Source organism: Streptomyces sp. NPDC097129 (assembly GCF_055668065.1).
Window position 1 is genome coordinate 50,419 of sequence record NZ_JBVOQE010000012.1, and the last position, 14,533, is coordinate 64,951.

General features: G+C 71.6%; 12 protein-coding genes. 11 read left to right on the forward strand and 1 reads right to left on the reverse strand.

The annotated features are described in order from the left end of the window. Positions 1-15 precede the first annotated feature (15 nt). The gene (ligA, locus tag AC0B9F_RS29950; RefSeq protein WP_472007815.1) at positions 16-2,211 is read left to right on the forward strand and encodes an NAD-dependent DNA ligase LigA; all 2,196 of its coding nucleotides are present in this window, start codon (positions 16-18) and stop codon (positions 2,209-2,211) included. Between the two features lie 259 nt (positions 2,212-2,470). Then, positions 2,471-4,855 carry a putative bifunctional diguanylate cyclase/phosphodiesterase gene (locus tag AC0B9F_RS29955; protein WP_472007817.1) on the forward strand — a complete coding sequence of 795 codons (2,385 nt, stop codon included), beginning with the start codon at positions 2,471-2,473 and terminating at the stop codon, positions 4,853-4,855. 538 nt (positions 4,856-5,393) lie between these two features. Here AC0B9F_RS29955 and AC0B9F_RS29960 read toward each other — a convergent pair. Continuing rightward, on the reverse strand, positions 5,394-5,972 hold the full coding sequence (locus AC0B9F_RS29960) for a TetR/AcrR family transcriptional regulator (RefSeq protein ID WP_472007819.1): 579 nt from the start codon (positions 5,970-5,972) through the stop codon (positions 5,394-5,396). Positions 5,973-6,068: 96 nt separating this feature from the next. Between AC0B9F_RS29960 and AC0B9F_RS29965 the strand changes: the two genes are divergently transcribed. The 9 genes from AC0B9F_RS29965 (at position 6,069) to AC0B9F_RS30005 (ending at position 14,375) form a co-directional block, all read left to right on the forward strand. Beyond that, positions 6,069-6,440 carry a DUF4267 domain-containing protein gene (locus tag AC0B9F_RS29965; RefSeq protein WP_472007821.1) on the forward strand — a complete coding sequence of 124 codons (372 nt, stop codon included), beginning with the start codon at positions 6,069-6,071 and terminating at the stop codon, positions 6,438-6,440. Between the two features lie 38 nt (positions 6,441-6,478). Further along, positions 6,479-6,973: a cupin domain-containing protein gene (locus AC0B9F_RS29970; RefSeq protein WP_472007823.1), complete on the forward strand. Its 495-nt coding sequence runs from the start codon at positions 6,479-6,481 to the stop codon at positions 6,971-6,973. Between the two features lie 201 nt (positions 6,974-7,174). Next, positions 7,175-7,471, forward strand: a complete 297-nt coding sequence (gatC, locus tag AC0B9F_RS29975; RefSeq protein WP_004925108.1) for an Asp-tRNA(Asn)/Glu-tRNA(Gln) amidotransferase subunit GatC — start codon at positions 7,175-7,177, stop codon at positions 7,469-7,471. 5 nt (positions 7,472-7,476) lie between these two features. Next, a complete protein-coding gene (gatA, locus tag AC0B9F_RS29980; protein ID WP_472007825.1) occupies positions 7,477-8,973 on the forward strand; it encodes an Asp-tRNA(Asn)/Glu-tRNA(Gln) amidotransferase subunit GatA in 1,497 nt (498 codons plus the stop codon). Further along, positions 8,970-9,209 (forward strand): hypothetical protein, encoded by a 240-nt coding sequence (locus tag AC0B9F_RS29985; RefSeq protein ID WP_103782893.1) that lies wholly within the window; start codon positions 8,970-8,972, stop codon positions 9,207-9,209. Before gatA ends, AC0B9F_RS29985 begins: the two co-directional genes overlap by 4 nt. Before the next feature lie 15 nt (positions 9,210-9,224). After that, on the forward strand, positions 9,225-10,739 hold the full coding sequence (gene gatB / locus AC0B9F_RS29990) for an Asp-tRNA(Asn)/Glu-tRNA(Gln) amidotransferase subunit GatB (RefSeq protein ID WP_472007826.1): 1,515 nt from the start codon (positions 9,225-9,227) through the stop codon (positions 10,737-10,739). A gap of 268 nt (positions 10,740-11,007) precedes the next feature. Then, entirely contained in the window at positions 11,008-13,251 is a 2,244-nt protein-coding gene (locus AC0B9F_RS29995; RefSeq protein ID WP_472007827.1) for an MMPL family transporter, read from the forward strand. Further along, positions 13,229-13,783, forward strand: a complete 555-nt coding sequence (locus AC0B9F_RS30000; RefSeq protein ID WP_472007829.1) for a GNAT family N-acetyltransferase — start codon at positions 13,229-13,231, stop codon at positions 13,781-13,783. The genes AC0B9F_RS29995 and AC0B9F_RS30000 overlap by 23 nt, the downstream gene beginning before the upstream one ends. Before the next feature lie 64 nt (positions 13,784-13,847). Further along, complete coding sequence (locus AC0B9F_RS30005; RefSeq protein WP_472007830.1) at positions 13,848-14,375, forward strand: hypothetical protein; 528 nt, start codon at positions 13,848-13,850, stop codon at positions 14,373-14,375. The last annotated feature ends 158 nt before the right edge of the window (positions 14,376-14,533 follow it).

The window sequence follows — 14,533 nt, forward strand, 5'->3', positions numbered from 1 at the left end:
CGGGAGGACAACACGGTGGCCGGCGACAAGCAGCAGGCGGAGACGGCAGTGCCCGCCGAGGCACGCGAGAAGCACGGGCAGCTCGCTGAGCAGATCGAGGAGCACCGCTTCCGGTACTACGTGAACGACGCTCCCGTCATCAGCGACGCCGAGTTCGACAAGCTCCTGAAGACTCTGGAGGCGCTGGAGGAGCAGTATCCGGAGCTGCGCACGCCGGACTCGCCGACCCAGAAGGTCGCGGGTGCGTACGCGACGGAGTTCACCTCCGTCGAGCACCGCTCCCGCATGCTCTCCCTCGACAACACCTTCAACGACGACGAACTCGCCCTGTGGGCCGACCGCATCGCGCGCGAACTGGGCGACCAGAAGTACCACTTCCTGTGCGAGCTGAAGGTCGACGGCCTCGCCGTGAACCTCACCTACGAGCGCGGCCGCCTCGTCCGCGCGGCGACCCGCGGCGACGGCCGCACCGGCGAGGACATCACCCCCAACGTCCGCACGATCGCCGAGATCCCGGACCGCCTCGACGGCGACAAGGTCCCCGACCTCGTGGAGATCCGCGGCGAGGTCTACTTCCCCGGAGAGAAGTTCGAGGAGCTGAACGCCCGGCTGGTCGAGGCGGGCGACAAGCCCTTCGCCAACCCGCGCAACGCCGCCGCGGGTTCACTGCGCCAGAAGGACCCGCGCGTCACCGCCACCCGCCCGCTGCACATGGTGGTCCACGGCATCGGCGTCCTGGAGGGCTACGAGGGCCTCACCCGTCTCTCCCAGGCCTACGACCTGCTGAAGACGTGGGGCCTGCCCACCTCCCGGCACAACAAGGTGGTCGACGACCTCGACGGAGTGCGGGAGTTCATCGCCTACTTCGGCGAGAACCGGCACTCCGTGGAGCACGAGATCGACGGCGTGGTCGTCAAGCTCGACGAGATCCGGCTCCAGGGCCGCCTCGGCTCCACCGCGCGGGCGCCGCGCTGGGCCATCGCGTACAAGTACGCGCCCGAGGAGGTCAACACCAAGCTCGTCAACATCCGCGTCGGGGTCGGCCGCACGGGCCGTGTCACGCCGTACGCGCAGGTCGAACCGGTGACGGTGGCCGGTTCGGAGGTCGAGTTCGCCACCCTGCACAACCAGGACGTGGTCAAGGCCAAGGGCGTCCTCATCGGCGACACGGTGGTGCTGCGCAAGGCCGGCGACGTCATCCCCGAGATCCTCGGGCCGGTGGTCGACCTGCGCGACGGCAGCGAGCGCGAGTTCGTGATGCCCAGCGAGTGCCCCGAGTGCGGCACGCCGCTGCGGCCCATGAAGGAGGGCGACGTCGACCTGCGCTGCCCCAACGCCCGCACCTGCCCCGCCCAGCTGCGTGAGCGCCTGTTCTACCTCGCCGGCCGCAAGGCGCTGGACATCGAGCACTTCGGGTACGTCGCCGCGGCCGCGCTCACCAAGCCGCTGGAGCCGGCGGACCCGCCCCTGAAGGACGAGGGCGACCTGTTCGACCTGACCGTGGAGCAGTTGCTGCCCATCAAGGCGTACATCCTCGACCAGGACAGCGGTCTGCCCAAGCGGGACCCGAAGACCGGCGAGGAGAAGATCGCCACCGTCTTCGCCAACCAGCAGGGCGAACCGAAGAAGAACGCCCTGGCCATGCTGGAGAACATCGCCGCGGCCAAGCAGCGCCCGCTGGCCCGCGTCCTCACCGGGCTGTCGATCCGGCACGTCGGCCCGGTCGCCGCCGAGGCGCTCGCGCGGGAGTTCCGCTCCATCGACCGCATCGAACAGGCCGACGAGCTGGAGCTGGCGAACACCGACGGCGTGGGAGCGATCATCGCCGCCTCCCTCAAGGAGTGGTTCGCCGAGGAGTGGCACCAGGAGATCCTGCGCAAGTGGAAGGCCGCCGGCGTCCGCATGGAGGAGGAGAGCACCGGCGAGGACGAGGGACCCCGTCCACTGGAAGGGCTTACCGTCGTCGTCACCGGCACCCTGGAGCGCTACACCCGGGACGGGGCCAAGGAGGCGCTGCAGAGCCGCGGGGCCAAGGTGACCGGTTCGGTGTCGAAGAAGACCTCGTTCGTCGTTGTGGGTGACAACCCGGGATCGAAATACGACAAGGCGATGCAGCTCAAGGTGCCCGTGCTGAACGAAGAGGGCTTCGACGTCCTGCTCGGGCAGGGACCGGAGGCGGCGGCCGAGGTCGCTCTTTCGGCCGAGGAGTAGCGGTTGAAGGCCACCCGATCGGCGCATATCAGATGCATAGGGGTGGCCGGGGCGCATTCGGGCAACCGTCGGCGACCGCTGCCCGAGGAAGGCGTCCGCGGCCTACTGTTGAGATGTGCGCCTGCCGTGCCCAGCTGCGGTCGGGGCATTCTCGTGCTCTTGATGAGCAGGAGGAAGGGTTTTCCACCGCGGAGCCGTTGAGGGAAGTCGGGCATCGGGCCGCGAGGCGTGGGCACCGCCGGCTGTGAGAGGGACGGGAATGGAACCGACCGAGAGCACCGCCCCCGGCTCCCGGCTGCGCCTGCGCCGTGTCGCGGGCGCGTGGCGGGGGAGCCGGTGGGTGTCACGCGCGCGGGCGCGGGCCGGGGCACGCGAGCGCGCCGCCCCCGGATACCCGGCCGCCGACACTCTGGACGCAGCCCCGCTCGGCACCGGTCCGACGGGCGCCGACGGCCTCGACGCCGCTCGCCGCGCCGTCGGCCCGAGCGGCGCCGACGGGCTCGATCCCTCCCGCTCCGCCGCGGCCCTGTCCGGCGCCGGCCACGAGCGCCGGCCGTCCTGGCCCGCGCTGCCCGGCGCCGACCACGAACGCCACCCCTCCTGGCCCCCGTTGCCCGCAGCGGTCGTCGCGGCCGCCGGGTTCGTGCTGGGCGCCGGCTTCTACCGCGCGTTCACCGGCGGCCACGCCCTCTTCCCCTCCGGCGCGGTCGGCTGGTCGCTGGCGCTGCTGACCGGCATCATCGTCGGCCACCTGGTCATGCTGGGCCGCGCCCGCTGGTGGGGAGGCACCGGATCCGGCGCCGCCCTGACCCTCGCGGTCCTGCTGCTCTACGGCTGGGTGCCGGCCGGCATGGTCAGCCTCACCGTCGTCGTCCTGGTCGGCATAGCCCGCCGCCACCGCTGGCGTCAGGGGGTGCTGCACGGCGCGGTGGACCTGCTCGGCATCGGCGCCGGCGCCCTGGTGCTGGCCGTCTTCGGCGCCGTACCGACCGTAGAGGCGCCCTGGGACCCCGACACCTGGACCTTCTACACCGCCCCCGAGGTGGTGCTGGTCGCGGTCGCCTACCTCGCCGTGACCCGGACCCTGCTGTGGTACCTGCACGCGCCGCGCTCCGGCGGGCTCCCCACGGTCGCGCGCACCGCGCTGGTCAGGCAGGGCCTGGTGGCCGTGGCCCTGCTCGGCATAGCGCCGCTGGTGTGCGTGGTGGCCGCCGCGAAGCCGGTGCTGCTGCCGCTGTTCTCCATCCCGCTGATCGCCCTGGACTCCACCCTGTGGATGGCCCGGGCCCGGGCGGAGGAGCAGCTGCGCGACCCGCTCACCGGACTGCCCAACCGCCAGTGGCTGCTGGAACGGATATGGACCGCGCTGGACGACGCGGAGCGCATCGACGCCCGCGCCGCCCTCGTGCTGATCGACCTGGACCGCTTTCGATCGGTCAACGACACCCTCGGTCATCTCGCCGGTGACCGGCTGCTGCTCCAGATAGCCGACCGGCTGCGGCTCGCCCTGCCGCGCGGCGCGGAGGTCGCGCGACTGGGCGGCGACGAGTTCGCCGTGTTACTGCCGGTCGCCGACTCCACGACCTCCGCGATGCGCGTCGCCCGCGGCCTGGTCGCCGACCTCAGCTCCCCGCTCGGCCTCGACGGACTCACGCTCGTGCTGGAGGCCAGCGCCGGCGTCGCCGTCTTCCCCGACCACGCGCTGGAAGCCGAGGGCCTGCTGCGCCGCGCCGACGTGGCGATGTACCAGGCGAAGCGGGACCGCACCGGCGTCGAGGTCTACGAGTCCAAGCGCGACTCCAACACCCCCGACCGGCTCGGACTCCTCGGCGATCTGCGCAGGGCGCTGGACGCCCACGAGGTCCAGCTGCACTACCAGCCCAAGGTCCGCTTCGACGGCCAGGTGGCCGGCCTGGAGGCCCTGGTGCGCTGGGTGCACCCCGAGCGCGGGAAGGTGCCGCCGGACGAGTTCATAGCGATCGCCGAGTCCTCCGGTCTGATGCCGCACCTCACCGAGTACGTCCTGGACACCGCGCTCGCCCAGGTCGCCGAGTGGCGCTCGCAGGGCCTGTTCGTCCCGGTCGCCGTCAACGTCTCCCCGCGCGACGTGCACACCCCCGGCTTCGCCGGCTCCGTCGCCGCCCGGCTGGCCCGGCACGGGGTCCCGGCCGGGTCGCTGCAACTGGAGATAACGGAACACGTCCTGCTGGAGGACCCGCAGCGCGCCGCCGACACCCTCGCCGGGCTCACCGGCCACGGCGTGAAGATGTCCCTGGACGACTTCGGCACCGGGTACTCCTCCCTGGTGCACCTGCGCCGCCTGCCGGTCAGCGAGCTGAAGATCGACCGCTCCTTCGTGGCCCGGCTCGCCGTGGACGCCGAGGACGCCGCGATCGTGCGCTGCACCGTCGACCTCGCCCACTCGCTGGGCCTGCTGGTCGTCGCCGAGGGCGTCGAGGACGACGAGACCTGGGAGCGCCTGCGCGACCTGGGCTGCGACGCCGTCCAGGGCTGGTTGGTCGCCGCCGCGATGCCGCCGGAGGAGACGACGGCCTGGCTGCGCGCCCGCGGCTCCCGCGGCTGGCAACGCCCCGCGGCGGCCCTCCCCGCCGCCACGCTGGACGACCCGGGCCGGGTCAGCTAGGCGAGGCGAGACCTTCGGGGCCCCCACCCCGCGGCGGCCCCTCCCCGCCGCCACGCTGGACGACCCGGGCCGGGTCAGCTAGACGAGGCGAGACCTCCGGGGCCCCCACCCCGCGGCGGCCCCTCCCCGCCGCCACGCTGGACGACCCGGGCCGGGTCAGCCAGGACGAGCCCCCGAGGGGCCCGGGCCCTCACCCCGGCGAAGTGACCGAGGTTCTTGCAGACCCCGCGGCGAAGTGACCGAGGTTTTCGCGTCCCACGGCGAAGTGACCGAGGCTCCCGCACCCCGCGGCGAAAGCCCTCGCGCCCGCCGCGTGCACGGCCGAGGCTCTCGCACCCCGCCTCGCAAGCGCAGGGCCAAGGTCTCGCTCCCCGCCGTAGAAGGGCCAGGCCCCTTCACCCGCCTCGCAGGGGCAGGGCCAAGGTCTCGCTCCCCACCCTGCAAGGCCAGGCCCCCCACGCCGCCCTGCAAGGCCAGGCCCCTCACGCCGCCCTGCAAGGCCAGGCCGCCTCAACCCGCCCTACAAGACCACGCCCCCTCACCCCGCCGTGAAGTGGCCGATCAGTAGGGACAGTCGCCGCTCGTGCGCCTGCTCCGGCAGGCGGCCGCTGCGCATCAGGGTCACCAGGCCGTGCAGGCACGCCCAGAAGGTCTCGGTGAGGAGACCGGGTTCGTCGCCGTCCGCCGCGATCGGCTCGACGGCGCTCAGCAGCTCGCCGAAGGCCTCCTGCAGTGGCGCCGGCGCCTCGGGCGTGGCGAACGGCAGGTCGACGATGTGCGTGAACATCGCGTCGTACAGCGCGGGCCGCCGACGCGCGAAGGCGGTGTACGCCCCGCCCACGGCCGCCAGCGCCTCGCGCGCGCCGGGCGCCGCCGTGCGGGCGGCCCGCAGCTCCGTGGCGAGTTCGGCGCAGCCCTGCACCGCGACCGCCGCCATGATCGCGTCCTTGCCCTTGAAGTGGCTGTAGAGGACGGGCTGGCTGTACTCGATCTCGGCCGCGAGCCGTCGTGTGGTCACCGCGTCCCAGCCCTCGGCCTCGGCCAGCTCCCGGGCGGCCGTCACGATCAGGCGCTCACGTTCCGCTCGTTCGCGCTCCCGGCGCGTCTGGATCGTCATGGCAAAAGTCTAGCAGCGCTAGCCAATCTGTCGGCGCTCGTGCTAGCTTCGCTCCAGTTCCTAGCGATGCTAGAAAAACAGTCACAGGGGGATTCCATGACCGTCACCGCGTACACCCTGGCCGTGCTGCTCGACGTGTTCTGCCTGTTCCTCGGCTACCGCTTCTGGTTCCAGCCCGGCCCCGCGGCGGCCGGCTACGGCGTCCCGGCCGACCCGCGCGGCGACGCCCGCGCCTACCTGTCGGTGAAGGGACTCAGGGACGGCACCTTCGGGCTGCTGGGCCTGGCCCTGCTCGCGTTCGCCGGGGCCCGCGCCGAAGCCTGGTTCATGGTCTGCGTGGCGCTGGTCCCGTTCCTGGACACGCTGATCGTGCTGCGCAACGGCGGCACGAAAGCCGTCGCCTTCGGGATCCACTTCGCCACCGCGATCGTTGTAATGATCAGTGCGGGACTGCTCTTCGCGGTCTGACGCAGAGAAGCCACGCAGGGAAACGAGGGGGACACGTCATGTCGCTGTTCGTACCGAAGTTCGACGAGACCGTGCTGGTCCGGGACGCCGAGGCGGAAGTCGTCGGGGGTGACCCCGTCGCCGTCCGGCTGCTCGCCGACAGCAGCGCCAGCGGCGGCGCGCTGTCCACCGTCCGCGTGACGCTCGGCGAGGGCGCCGACGGCGCCAAGCCGCACGTGCACCACCACTCCGCGGAGATGTTCTACCTGCTCGACGGCGCCGCCGACGTCCTGTCCGGCGACGATGTCGTCACCGCCGGGCGCGGCGACCTGATCATCGTCCCGCCGGACCGCCCGCACGCCTTCGCCGCCGTCCCCGGAGCCACCGCGGACCTGCTCATCGTCATCACCCCGGGCGTCGAGCGCTTCGAGTACTTCCGCCACCTGCAGCGCATCCGGCTCGGCGAGGTCGCCCCCGAGAGCCTCCTCGACGTGCAGGAGCTGTACGACAACCACTTCCTGCCCAGCGAGGCATGGGAGAAGCGCCGCAGCTGACCCCCGGACCGGTCCGGCCCGCGAGGCCCCCGGCAAACCGTTTAACGAAGACGGGCCCCCGCCCCATAGGATTGGGCACTGGCGTCACATTTCCGCCTGCCGCAGGACGCCTGGCAGCACGCTCGCCCTCCGGGCGGACGGCGGAAATGAGACACCGGCCCCCGGCCCACACCACACACACTCACCCCAGAGGATCGCTGCATGCCTGGCATCACGCGCGAGGAGGTCGCCCACCTCGCCCGGCTGGCGCGTCTGGAGCTGAAGCCCGAAGAGCTCGACCACTTCGCGGGACAGCTGGACGACATCATCGGCGCGGTGGCCCGCGTCAGCGAGGTCGCCGACCAAGACGTACCGCCGACCTCGCACCCGCTCCCGCTGACGAACGTCATGCGGCCGGACGAGGTCCGTCCCTCGCTCACCCCCGAGCAGGCGCTCTCCGGCGCCCCGGCCCAGGAGCAGCAGCGTTTCAAGGTGCCGCAGATCCTGGGGGAGGAGTGACCGCCATGACGGACAACATCATCAAGCTCACCGCCGCGCAGATCGCCGAGAGGATCGCCTCCGGCGAACTCACGGCCGTCGAGGTCACCGAGGCCCATCTGGCCCGGATCGAGGCCGTCGACGAGAAGGTGCACGCCTTCCTGCACATCGACCGCGAGGGCGCGCTCGCGCAGGCCCGCGCCGTGGACGCCAAGCGTGAGCGCGGCGAGAAGCTCGGCCCGCTGGCCGGCGTCCCGCTCGCGCTGAAGGACATCTTCACCACCGAGGGCGTGCCCACGACCGTCGGCTCGAAGATCCTCGAGGGCTGGATCCCGCCCTACGACGCGACCGTCACGCGCAAGCTGAAGGCCGCCGACGTCGTCATCCTCGGCAAGACCAACATGGACGAGTTCGCCATGGGGTCCTCCACCGAGAACAGCGCCTACGGCCCGACCGGCAACCCGTGGGACCTCACCAAGATCCCCGGCGGCTCCGGCGGCGGTTCCTCCGCCGCGCTCGCCGCCTTCGAGGCGCCGCTCGCCATCGGCACCGACACCGGCGGCTCCATCCGCCAGCCGGCCGCCGTCACCGGTACGGTCGGCGTGAAGCCGACCTACGGCGCGGTCTCCCGCTACGGCATGGTCGCCTTCTCCTCCTCCCTCGACCAGGGCGGCCCCTGCGCCCGTACGGTCCTGGACGCGGCCCTGCTGCACGAGGTGATCGCCGGCCACGACCCGCTGGACTCCACGTCCATCGACGCCGCGGTCCCGCCGGTCGTCGAGGCCGCGCGCAACGGCAGCGTCGAGGGCATGCGCGTCGGCGTGGTCAAGCAGTTCCGCGGCGAGGGCTACCAGGCCGGCGTCATCCAGCGCTTCGACGAGTCCGTGCAGCTGCTCAAGGAGCTGGGCGCGGAGATCGTCGAGCTGGACTGCCCGTCCTTCGACCTCGCGCTGTCGGCGTACTACCTGATCGCGCCCTCCGAGTGCTCCTCCAACCTGGCCCGCTTCGACGGCCTGCGCTACGGCCGTCGCACCGGCGACGACGGCGGCCACTCGGCGGAGGAGGTCACCTCCCTGACCCGTGAGGCGGGCTTCGGCCCCGAGGTCAAGCGCCGCATCATGCTCGGCACGTACGCGCTGTCGAGCGGCTACTACGACGCCTACTACGGTTCCGCGCAGAAGGTCCGCACGCTGATCAAGCAGGACTTCGACAAGGCCTTCGAGCAGGTCGACGTGATCGTCTCCCCGACGACCCCGACCACCGCCTTCGCGATCGGCGAGCGCGCCGACGACCCGATGGCGATGTACCTCGCGGACCTGTGCACCATCCCGACCAACCTGGCGGGCAACGCGGCCATGTCCCTGCCCTGCGGTCTCGCCCCGGAGGACAACCTCCCGGTCGGCCTGCAGATCATCGCCCCGGTGATGAAGGACGAGCGTCTGTACAAGGTGGGCGCCGCCGTCGAGGCCGCCTTCGTGGAAAAGTGGGGGCACCCGCTCCTGGAGGAGGCTCCGTCACTGTGAGCAAGCTGTCCAAGGCCAAGGACTTCAAGAAGTCCAAGTCCGGTACGTACCTGTCGATGGCCACCACCGCGTTCGGCGCGCTCGGTGTCGCCAAGCAGATCAAGAAGGCCCGCGCCGAGCAGGACACGCTGCGGCTGATCGACGCCACCGTCTCCGCGGTCGCGATCGTCACCGGCCTCGCCATCCTGTACCGCGAGCTGAAGCGGCTGGGCGACGACGACGTCCTGCTGGGCTGAGAGGGAAGTTTCACCGTGACCACCACGACCGACCTGGTGTCGTACGACGAAGCACTCGCGTCGTACGACCCCGTCATGGGCCTCGAGGTCCATGTCGAACTCGGCACCAAGACGAAGATGTTCTGCGGCTGCTCGACCTCGCTCGGCGCCGACCCGAACAGCCAGACCTGCCCGGTCTGCCTCGGTCTGCCCGGCGCGCTCCCGGTCGTCAACGCGACCGGAGTCGAGTCCGCCATCAAGATCGGCCTCGCGCTGAACTGCGAGATCGCCGAATGGTGCCGCTTCGCCCGGAAGAACTACTTCTATCCGGACATGCCGAAGAACTTCCAGACCTCCCAGTACGACGAGCCGATCGCCTTCAACGGCTACCTCGACGTGCAGCTGGAGGACGGCGAGACCTTCCGCGTGGAGATCGAGCGCGCCCACATGGAGGAGGACACCGGCAAGTCGACGCACGTCGGCGGCGCCACCGGCCGTATCCACGGCGCGTCCCACTCCCTGCTGGACTACAACCGCGCCGGCATCCCGCTCATCGAGATCGTCACCAAGCCGATCGAGGGCGCCGGTGAGCGCGCCCCCGAGGTGGCGAAGGCGTACGTCCGCGAGCTGCGCGAGGTCATCCGTGCCCTCGGCGTGTCCGAGGCCCGCATGGAGATGGGCCAGATGCGCTGCGACGTGAACCTGTCGCTGCGTCCCAACGGCACCGAGAAGTTCGGCACCCGCAGCGAGACCAAGAACGTCAACTCGCTGCGCTCGGTGGAGCGTGCGGCCCGGTTCGAGATCATGCGCCACGCGGCCGTGCTCTCCTCCGGCGGCACGATCATCCAGGAGACCCGCCACTTCCACGAGGACACCGGGTCCACGACCTCGGGCCGCGTGAAGGAGGAGGCCGAGGACTACCGGTACTTCCCGGAGCCCGACCTGGTGCCGGTCGCGCCCTCGCGCGAGTGGGTCGAGGAGATCCGCGCGGCCCTGCCCGAGATGCCGCTGGCCCGCCGCACCCGCCTGCTCACCGAGTGGGGCATCACCGCCACCGACATGCAGGCGATCCTCAACGCCGGCGCGCTGGACCTGATCGTCGCCACCATCGACGCCGGCGCCGACGCGGCCTCCGCCCGCAAGTGGTGGATGGGTGAGCTGGCCCGCAGCGCCAACGAGTCCGGCACCTCGCTGGACGAGCTGGCGATCACGCCGCAGCAGGTGGCCCGGGTGACCGAGCTGGTCACCAAGGGCGACCTGAACGACAAGCTGGCCCGGCAGGTCATCGAGGGCGTCCTCGCCGGCGAGGGCACCCCGGACGAGGTCGTCGACAAGCGCGGCCTGAAGGTGGTCTCCGACGAGGGCGCGCTCACCACCGCGGTCGAGGACGCCATCGCCGGCAACCCGGGCATCGCGGACAAGATCCGCGGCGGCAAGGTGGCCGCGGCCGGCGCCCTGGTCGGCGCCGTCATGAAGGCCACGCGCGGTCAGGCCGACGCGGCCCGCGTCAAGGAGCTGATCCTCGACAAGCTGGGCGTCAGCGAGGGCTGAGCGAGACCCGTGCACAGGCAGGCCCCGGGGACCGATGTCCCCGGGGCCTGCCGCATGTGAGTGACGCCACAACAGGTGACAGAGTTCCCCCGATTGTCCTGTGACCTCGCTCCCAACACCTGTGAACCAGGCCACGAAAGCGGCAAACGATCATTTCCGCCTGAAAGAGTGGCTATGCGTTGCTCATGCGTTCTTTGCGGGCTGTTCGGTTAATGGACCACTGTTCCCGGTCAAAGATCCACAATTCAGTCACTCTGGGAGCAGGTTCGTGGCAGCCCTTGCACGCTGGTGTGTTCGACGGCGCCTGATCGCCGTACTGCTGTGGCTCCTCGCCTTCGGCGGAGTCACCGCTGCCGCCGCCGTGACCGGCTCCGCCTACTCCAACGACTACGACGTCCCCGGCACCCAGGCCGGCCACGCCGCCGAACTGCTCGCAGAGGGCTTCCCCGGCATGAGCGGCGACAGCGACACCGTCGTCTGGCACACCACGTCCGGCACCGTCCGCGCCGCCGACGTCGAGCAGACCATGACCCGCACGCTGGAGAAGATCGACGACCTGCCCGGCGTGGTGGCCGTCAGCGGCCCCTACAGCGGCCAGGGCGCCGGCCGGGTCAGCGCCGACGGACACACCGCCTACGCCACCGTCACCTTCGCCGACACCGTCGAGCACCTCACCCCCGCCGAGGCGCAGGCCGTGGTGCACACCGCCAAGGCCGCCGAGGGCGACGGGCTCCAGGTCGAGCTGGGCGGCAGCGCCATCGCGCTGACCAAGACCTCCGGCGGACACCTCGCCGAGATCGTCGGCGTGCTCGTCGCCGCCGTCGTGCTCTTCCTCGCCTTCGGCTCCCTCGCCGCCTCGCTGCTGCCCATCGCCACCGCCCTGGTCGGCGTCGGCACCGCCTACGCGGGGATCGAACTGCTCGGGCACGCCATGACCGTCGCCGACTTCGCGCCCATGCTCGGCATGCTCATCGGGCTCGGCGTCGGCATCGACTACGCGCTGTTCATCGTCACGCGCCACCGACGCGGGCTCAAACGCGGGCTCAGTGTCACCGAGGCCGCCACCAACGCCGTCGCCACCACCGGACGCGCCGTCGTCTTCGCGGGCGCGACCGTGTGCATCGCCCTGCTCGGCATGCTGATCCTGCGGCTGAACTTCCTCAACGGCGTCGCCGTGGCCGCCTCACTGACCGTGGTGCTCACCGTCGCCGCCTCCGTGACCCTGCTGCCCGCCCTGCTGTCGTTCATCGGCATGCGCGCCCTCAGCCGCCGCGAACGGCGCCGGCTCGCCGAGCACGGGCCGCAGCCGGAGCTGCCGACCGGGTTCGCGGCCCGCTGGTCGGCGTTCGTCGAGCGCCACCCCAGGAAACTCGGCGGCATCGCCGTCGCCGTCATCGCCCTGCTCGCGCTGCCCACGCTCTCCCTCCATCTGGGCACCTCCGACCAGGGCAACGACCCGCAGACCACCACCACCCGCAAGGCCTACGACCTCCTCGCGGACGGCTTCGGGCCGGGCGTCAACGGGCCTCTGACCCTGGTGACGCGCGTAGACGGCGCCCAGGACAAACTCGCCCTGGACAACCTCGACACCACCCTGCGCGGCACCCGGGGCGTCGCCTCCGTGACCCCCGCGACCTACGGCCCCGGCGGCGACACCGCGTACCTCACCGTCGTCCCCGAGTCCGCGCCGCAGTCGCAGGCGACCAGCGACCTCGTCGGCCGGCTGCGCACCGACGTGCTGCCCCGCGCCGAGGCCGGAACGTCCCTCGACGTGTACGTCGGCGGCGTCACCGCCTCCTACGACGACTTCGCCGGCGTCATCGTCGGCAAACTGCCCCTCTTCGTCGGCGTGGTCATCGGGCTCGGCTGCCTGCTGCTCCTGCTCGCCTTCCGGTCCGTCGGCATCCCGCTGAAGGCCGCCGTGATGAACATCGCCGCCGTCGCCGCCGCGTTCGGCGTCGTCGTCGCGATCTTCCAGTGGGGCTGGGGCAGCGAACTGCTCGGACTGGGCCGCGCGGGCCCCATCGAGCCCTTCCTCCCCGTGATCATGGTGTCGGTCCTCTTCGGGCTCTCCATGGACTACCAGGTCTTCCTGGTCAGCCGGATGTACGAGGAGTGGCTGGAGACCGGCGACAACCGGCGCGCCGTCCGCATAGGGCTCGCCGAGACCAGCCGGGTGATCAACTCCGCGGCGGTCATCATGATCTCCGTCTTCCTCGCCTTCGTCCTCAGCGGAGACCGGGTCATCGCCATGTTCGGCATAGCGCTGGCCGCCGCCGTCGCCCTGGACGCCTTCGTCCTGCGCACCCTGCTGGTGCCCGCCCTCATGCACCTGCTCGGCGCCGCGAACTGGTGGCTGCCGCGGAGCCTGGACCGCGTCCTGCCCCGCATCAGCATCGAGCCGCCCGAGTGCCGCGCCGCCCATGAGAGGCTGGCCGCTGCGACGGACGCCGAGGTGGCGGACGTACTGGCGAAGGAGCAGCGGCAGGATGTACGCGATATCCCTGGGTGACGACGGAGCGCGGCTGCGGCCGCTGGAGCCCTGGCACGCCGAGGAGTTCCTGGCGCACCTGGAGCGGGGACGCGACTTCATCAACCGGTACGTCCCCTTCGGCTCCAAGGCCGTCGACGTCCCCACGGCGCGCGAGGCGCTCCAGCGGTACGCCGACCTGCGCGCCGCCGGCACGGCCTCGCTGCACGGGCTGTGGCTGGACGGCAAGCTCGTCGGCGGCGTCCTCACGCTGAACTTCGACGCCGAGAACGGCACCTGCGAGGTCGGCTGCTGGCTGGAACCCGCCGCGACCGGGCGCGGGCTGATCACCCGGGCGATGCGGGTGCTCATCGACTGGGCCGTCGAGGAGCGCGGCATCCACCGCGTCGAGTGGGTCGCCTCCGCCGGCAACGTCCCCAGCATCAACGTCGCCCGCCGCCTCGGCATGACCCGCGACGGGGTACGGCGCGCGGCCTACCTCCACCACGGAGAACGGCACGACCTGGAGATCTGGTCGGTGCTCGCCCCCGAATGGCGCGCGGCACGCGCGTGACGCCCGCCGGGCCCCGGGACGATCATTAAGGGACCTCTCAGACTCCGTCCGTACGGTGCGGAGCATGGCTACCAAGACTGAGCACGAGGCCGCGGCGACGCCGGCCGACGAGGCGACCGGGACCGAGGAGGAGACGCAGACCGAGCAGGAGACGCCCGAAGCGCAGGCGGGGGAGACCGAGCAGCAGGAGGCCGGCCCGTCCGGGGTCGGCCAGGGCGCCGGCGCCGTCGTCGCCGCCGGGCTGGGCATCGTCTCGCTCACCGGCGGCTGGACGGGCACGGTGGCCTCCGCGCGCCAGTCGCTCATCGGCCAGCTGCACACCTCGCAGTCCTCCAGCGTCGCGAAGATGGTCAAGGCGGGCTACGGCGACGCCTGGCAGGCCACCGCGCTGTGGGCCGGCCTGTTCGCACTGGCCGCGCTGGTCGTGGGTGTCGTCGTGCTCGCCCGGCCCGCGTTCGGCGCACCCGGCAGGCCGCAGGCGCCGTGGATCAAGTCGGTCGCCTGGGCGGGCGTCTCCCTCGGCGTCATCGGGCTGCTCCTGGCGGTCCTGAAGTACACGGACGTCCTGCTGGGACTGCCCGCCACGAGCTGACCCCGGCGATGGTCTTAGGTCCACCGCAGTGCCTTACGACGGCCCTGAGACCCCTTACCCGTGTCTAAGGCCCCGCGCGGCGCGCAAGATGCGGAACTCTCCCGATGTGGCGGACCCCCCTGGGAGACGAGAGTTGGGGCATCGCAGCAAGCGAAACC

What these genes read in the sequence shown, in the direction of transcription:
- AC0B9F_RS29955 (WP_472007817.1), top strand. Translation starts at nt 2,471, where the DNA reads ATGGAACCGACCGAGAGCACCGCCCCCGGCTCCCGGCTGCGCCTGCGC.
- AC0B9F_RS29960 (WP_472007819.1), bottom strand. Translation starts at nt 5,972, where the DNA reads ATGACGATCCAGACGCGCCGGGAGCGCGAACGAGCGGAACGTGAGCGC.
- AC0B9F_RS29965 (WP_472007821.1), top strand. Translation starts at nt 6,069, where the DNA reads ATGACCGTCACCGCGTACACCCTGGCCGTGCTGCTCGACGTGTTCTGC.
- AC0B9F_RS29970 (WP_472007823.1), top strand. Translation starts at nt 6,479, where the DNA reads ATGTCGCTGTTCGTACCGAAGTTCGACGAGACCGTGCTGGTCCGGGAC.
- gatC (WP_004925108.1), top strand. Translation starts at nt 7,175, where the DNA reads ATGCCTGGCATCACGCGCGAGGAGGTCGCCCACCTCGCCCGGCTGGCG.
- gatA (WP_472007825.1), top strand. Translation starts at nt 7,477, where the DNA reads ATGACGGACAACATCATCAAGCTCACCGCCGCGCAGATCGCCGAGAGG.
- AC0B9F_RS30000 (WP_472007829.1), top strand. Translation starts at nt 13,229, where the DNA reads ATGTACGCGATATCCCTGGGTGACGACGGAGCGCGGCTGCGGCCGCTG.
- AC0B9F_RS30005 (WP_472007830.1), top strand. Translation starts at nt 13,848, where the DNA reads ATGGCTACCAAGACTGAGCACGAGGCCGCGGCGACGCCGGCCGACGAG.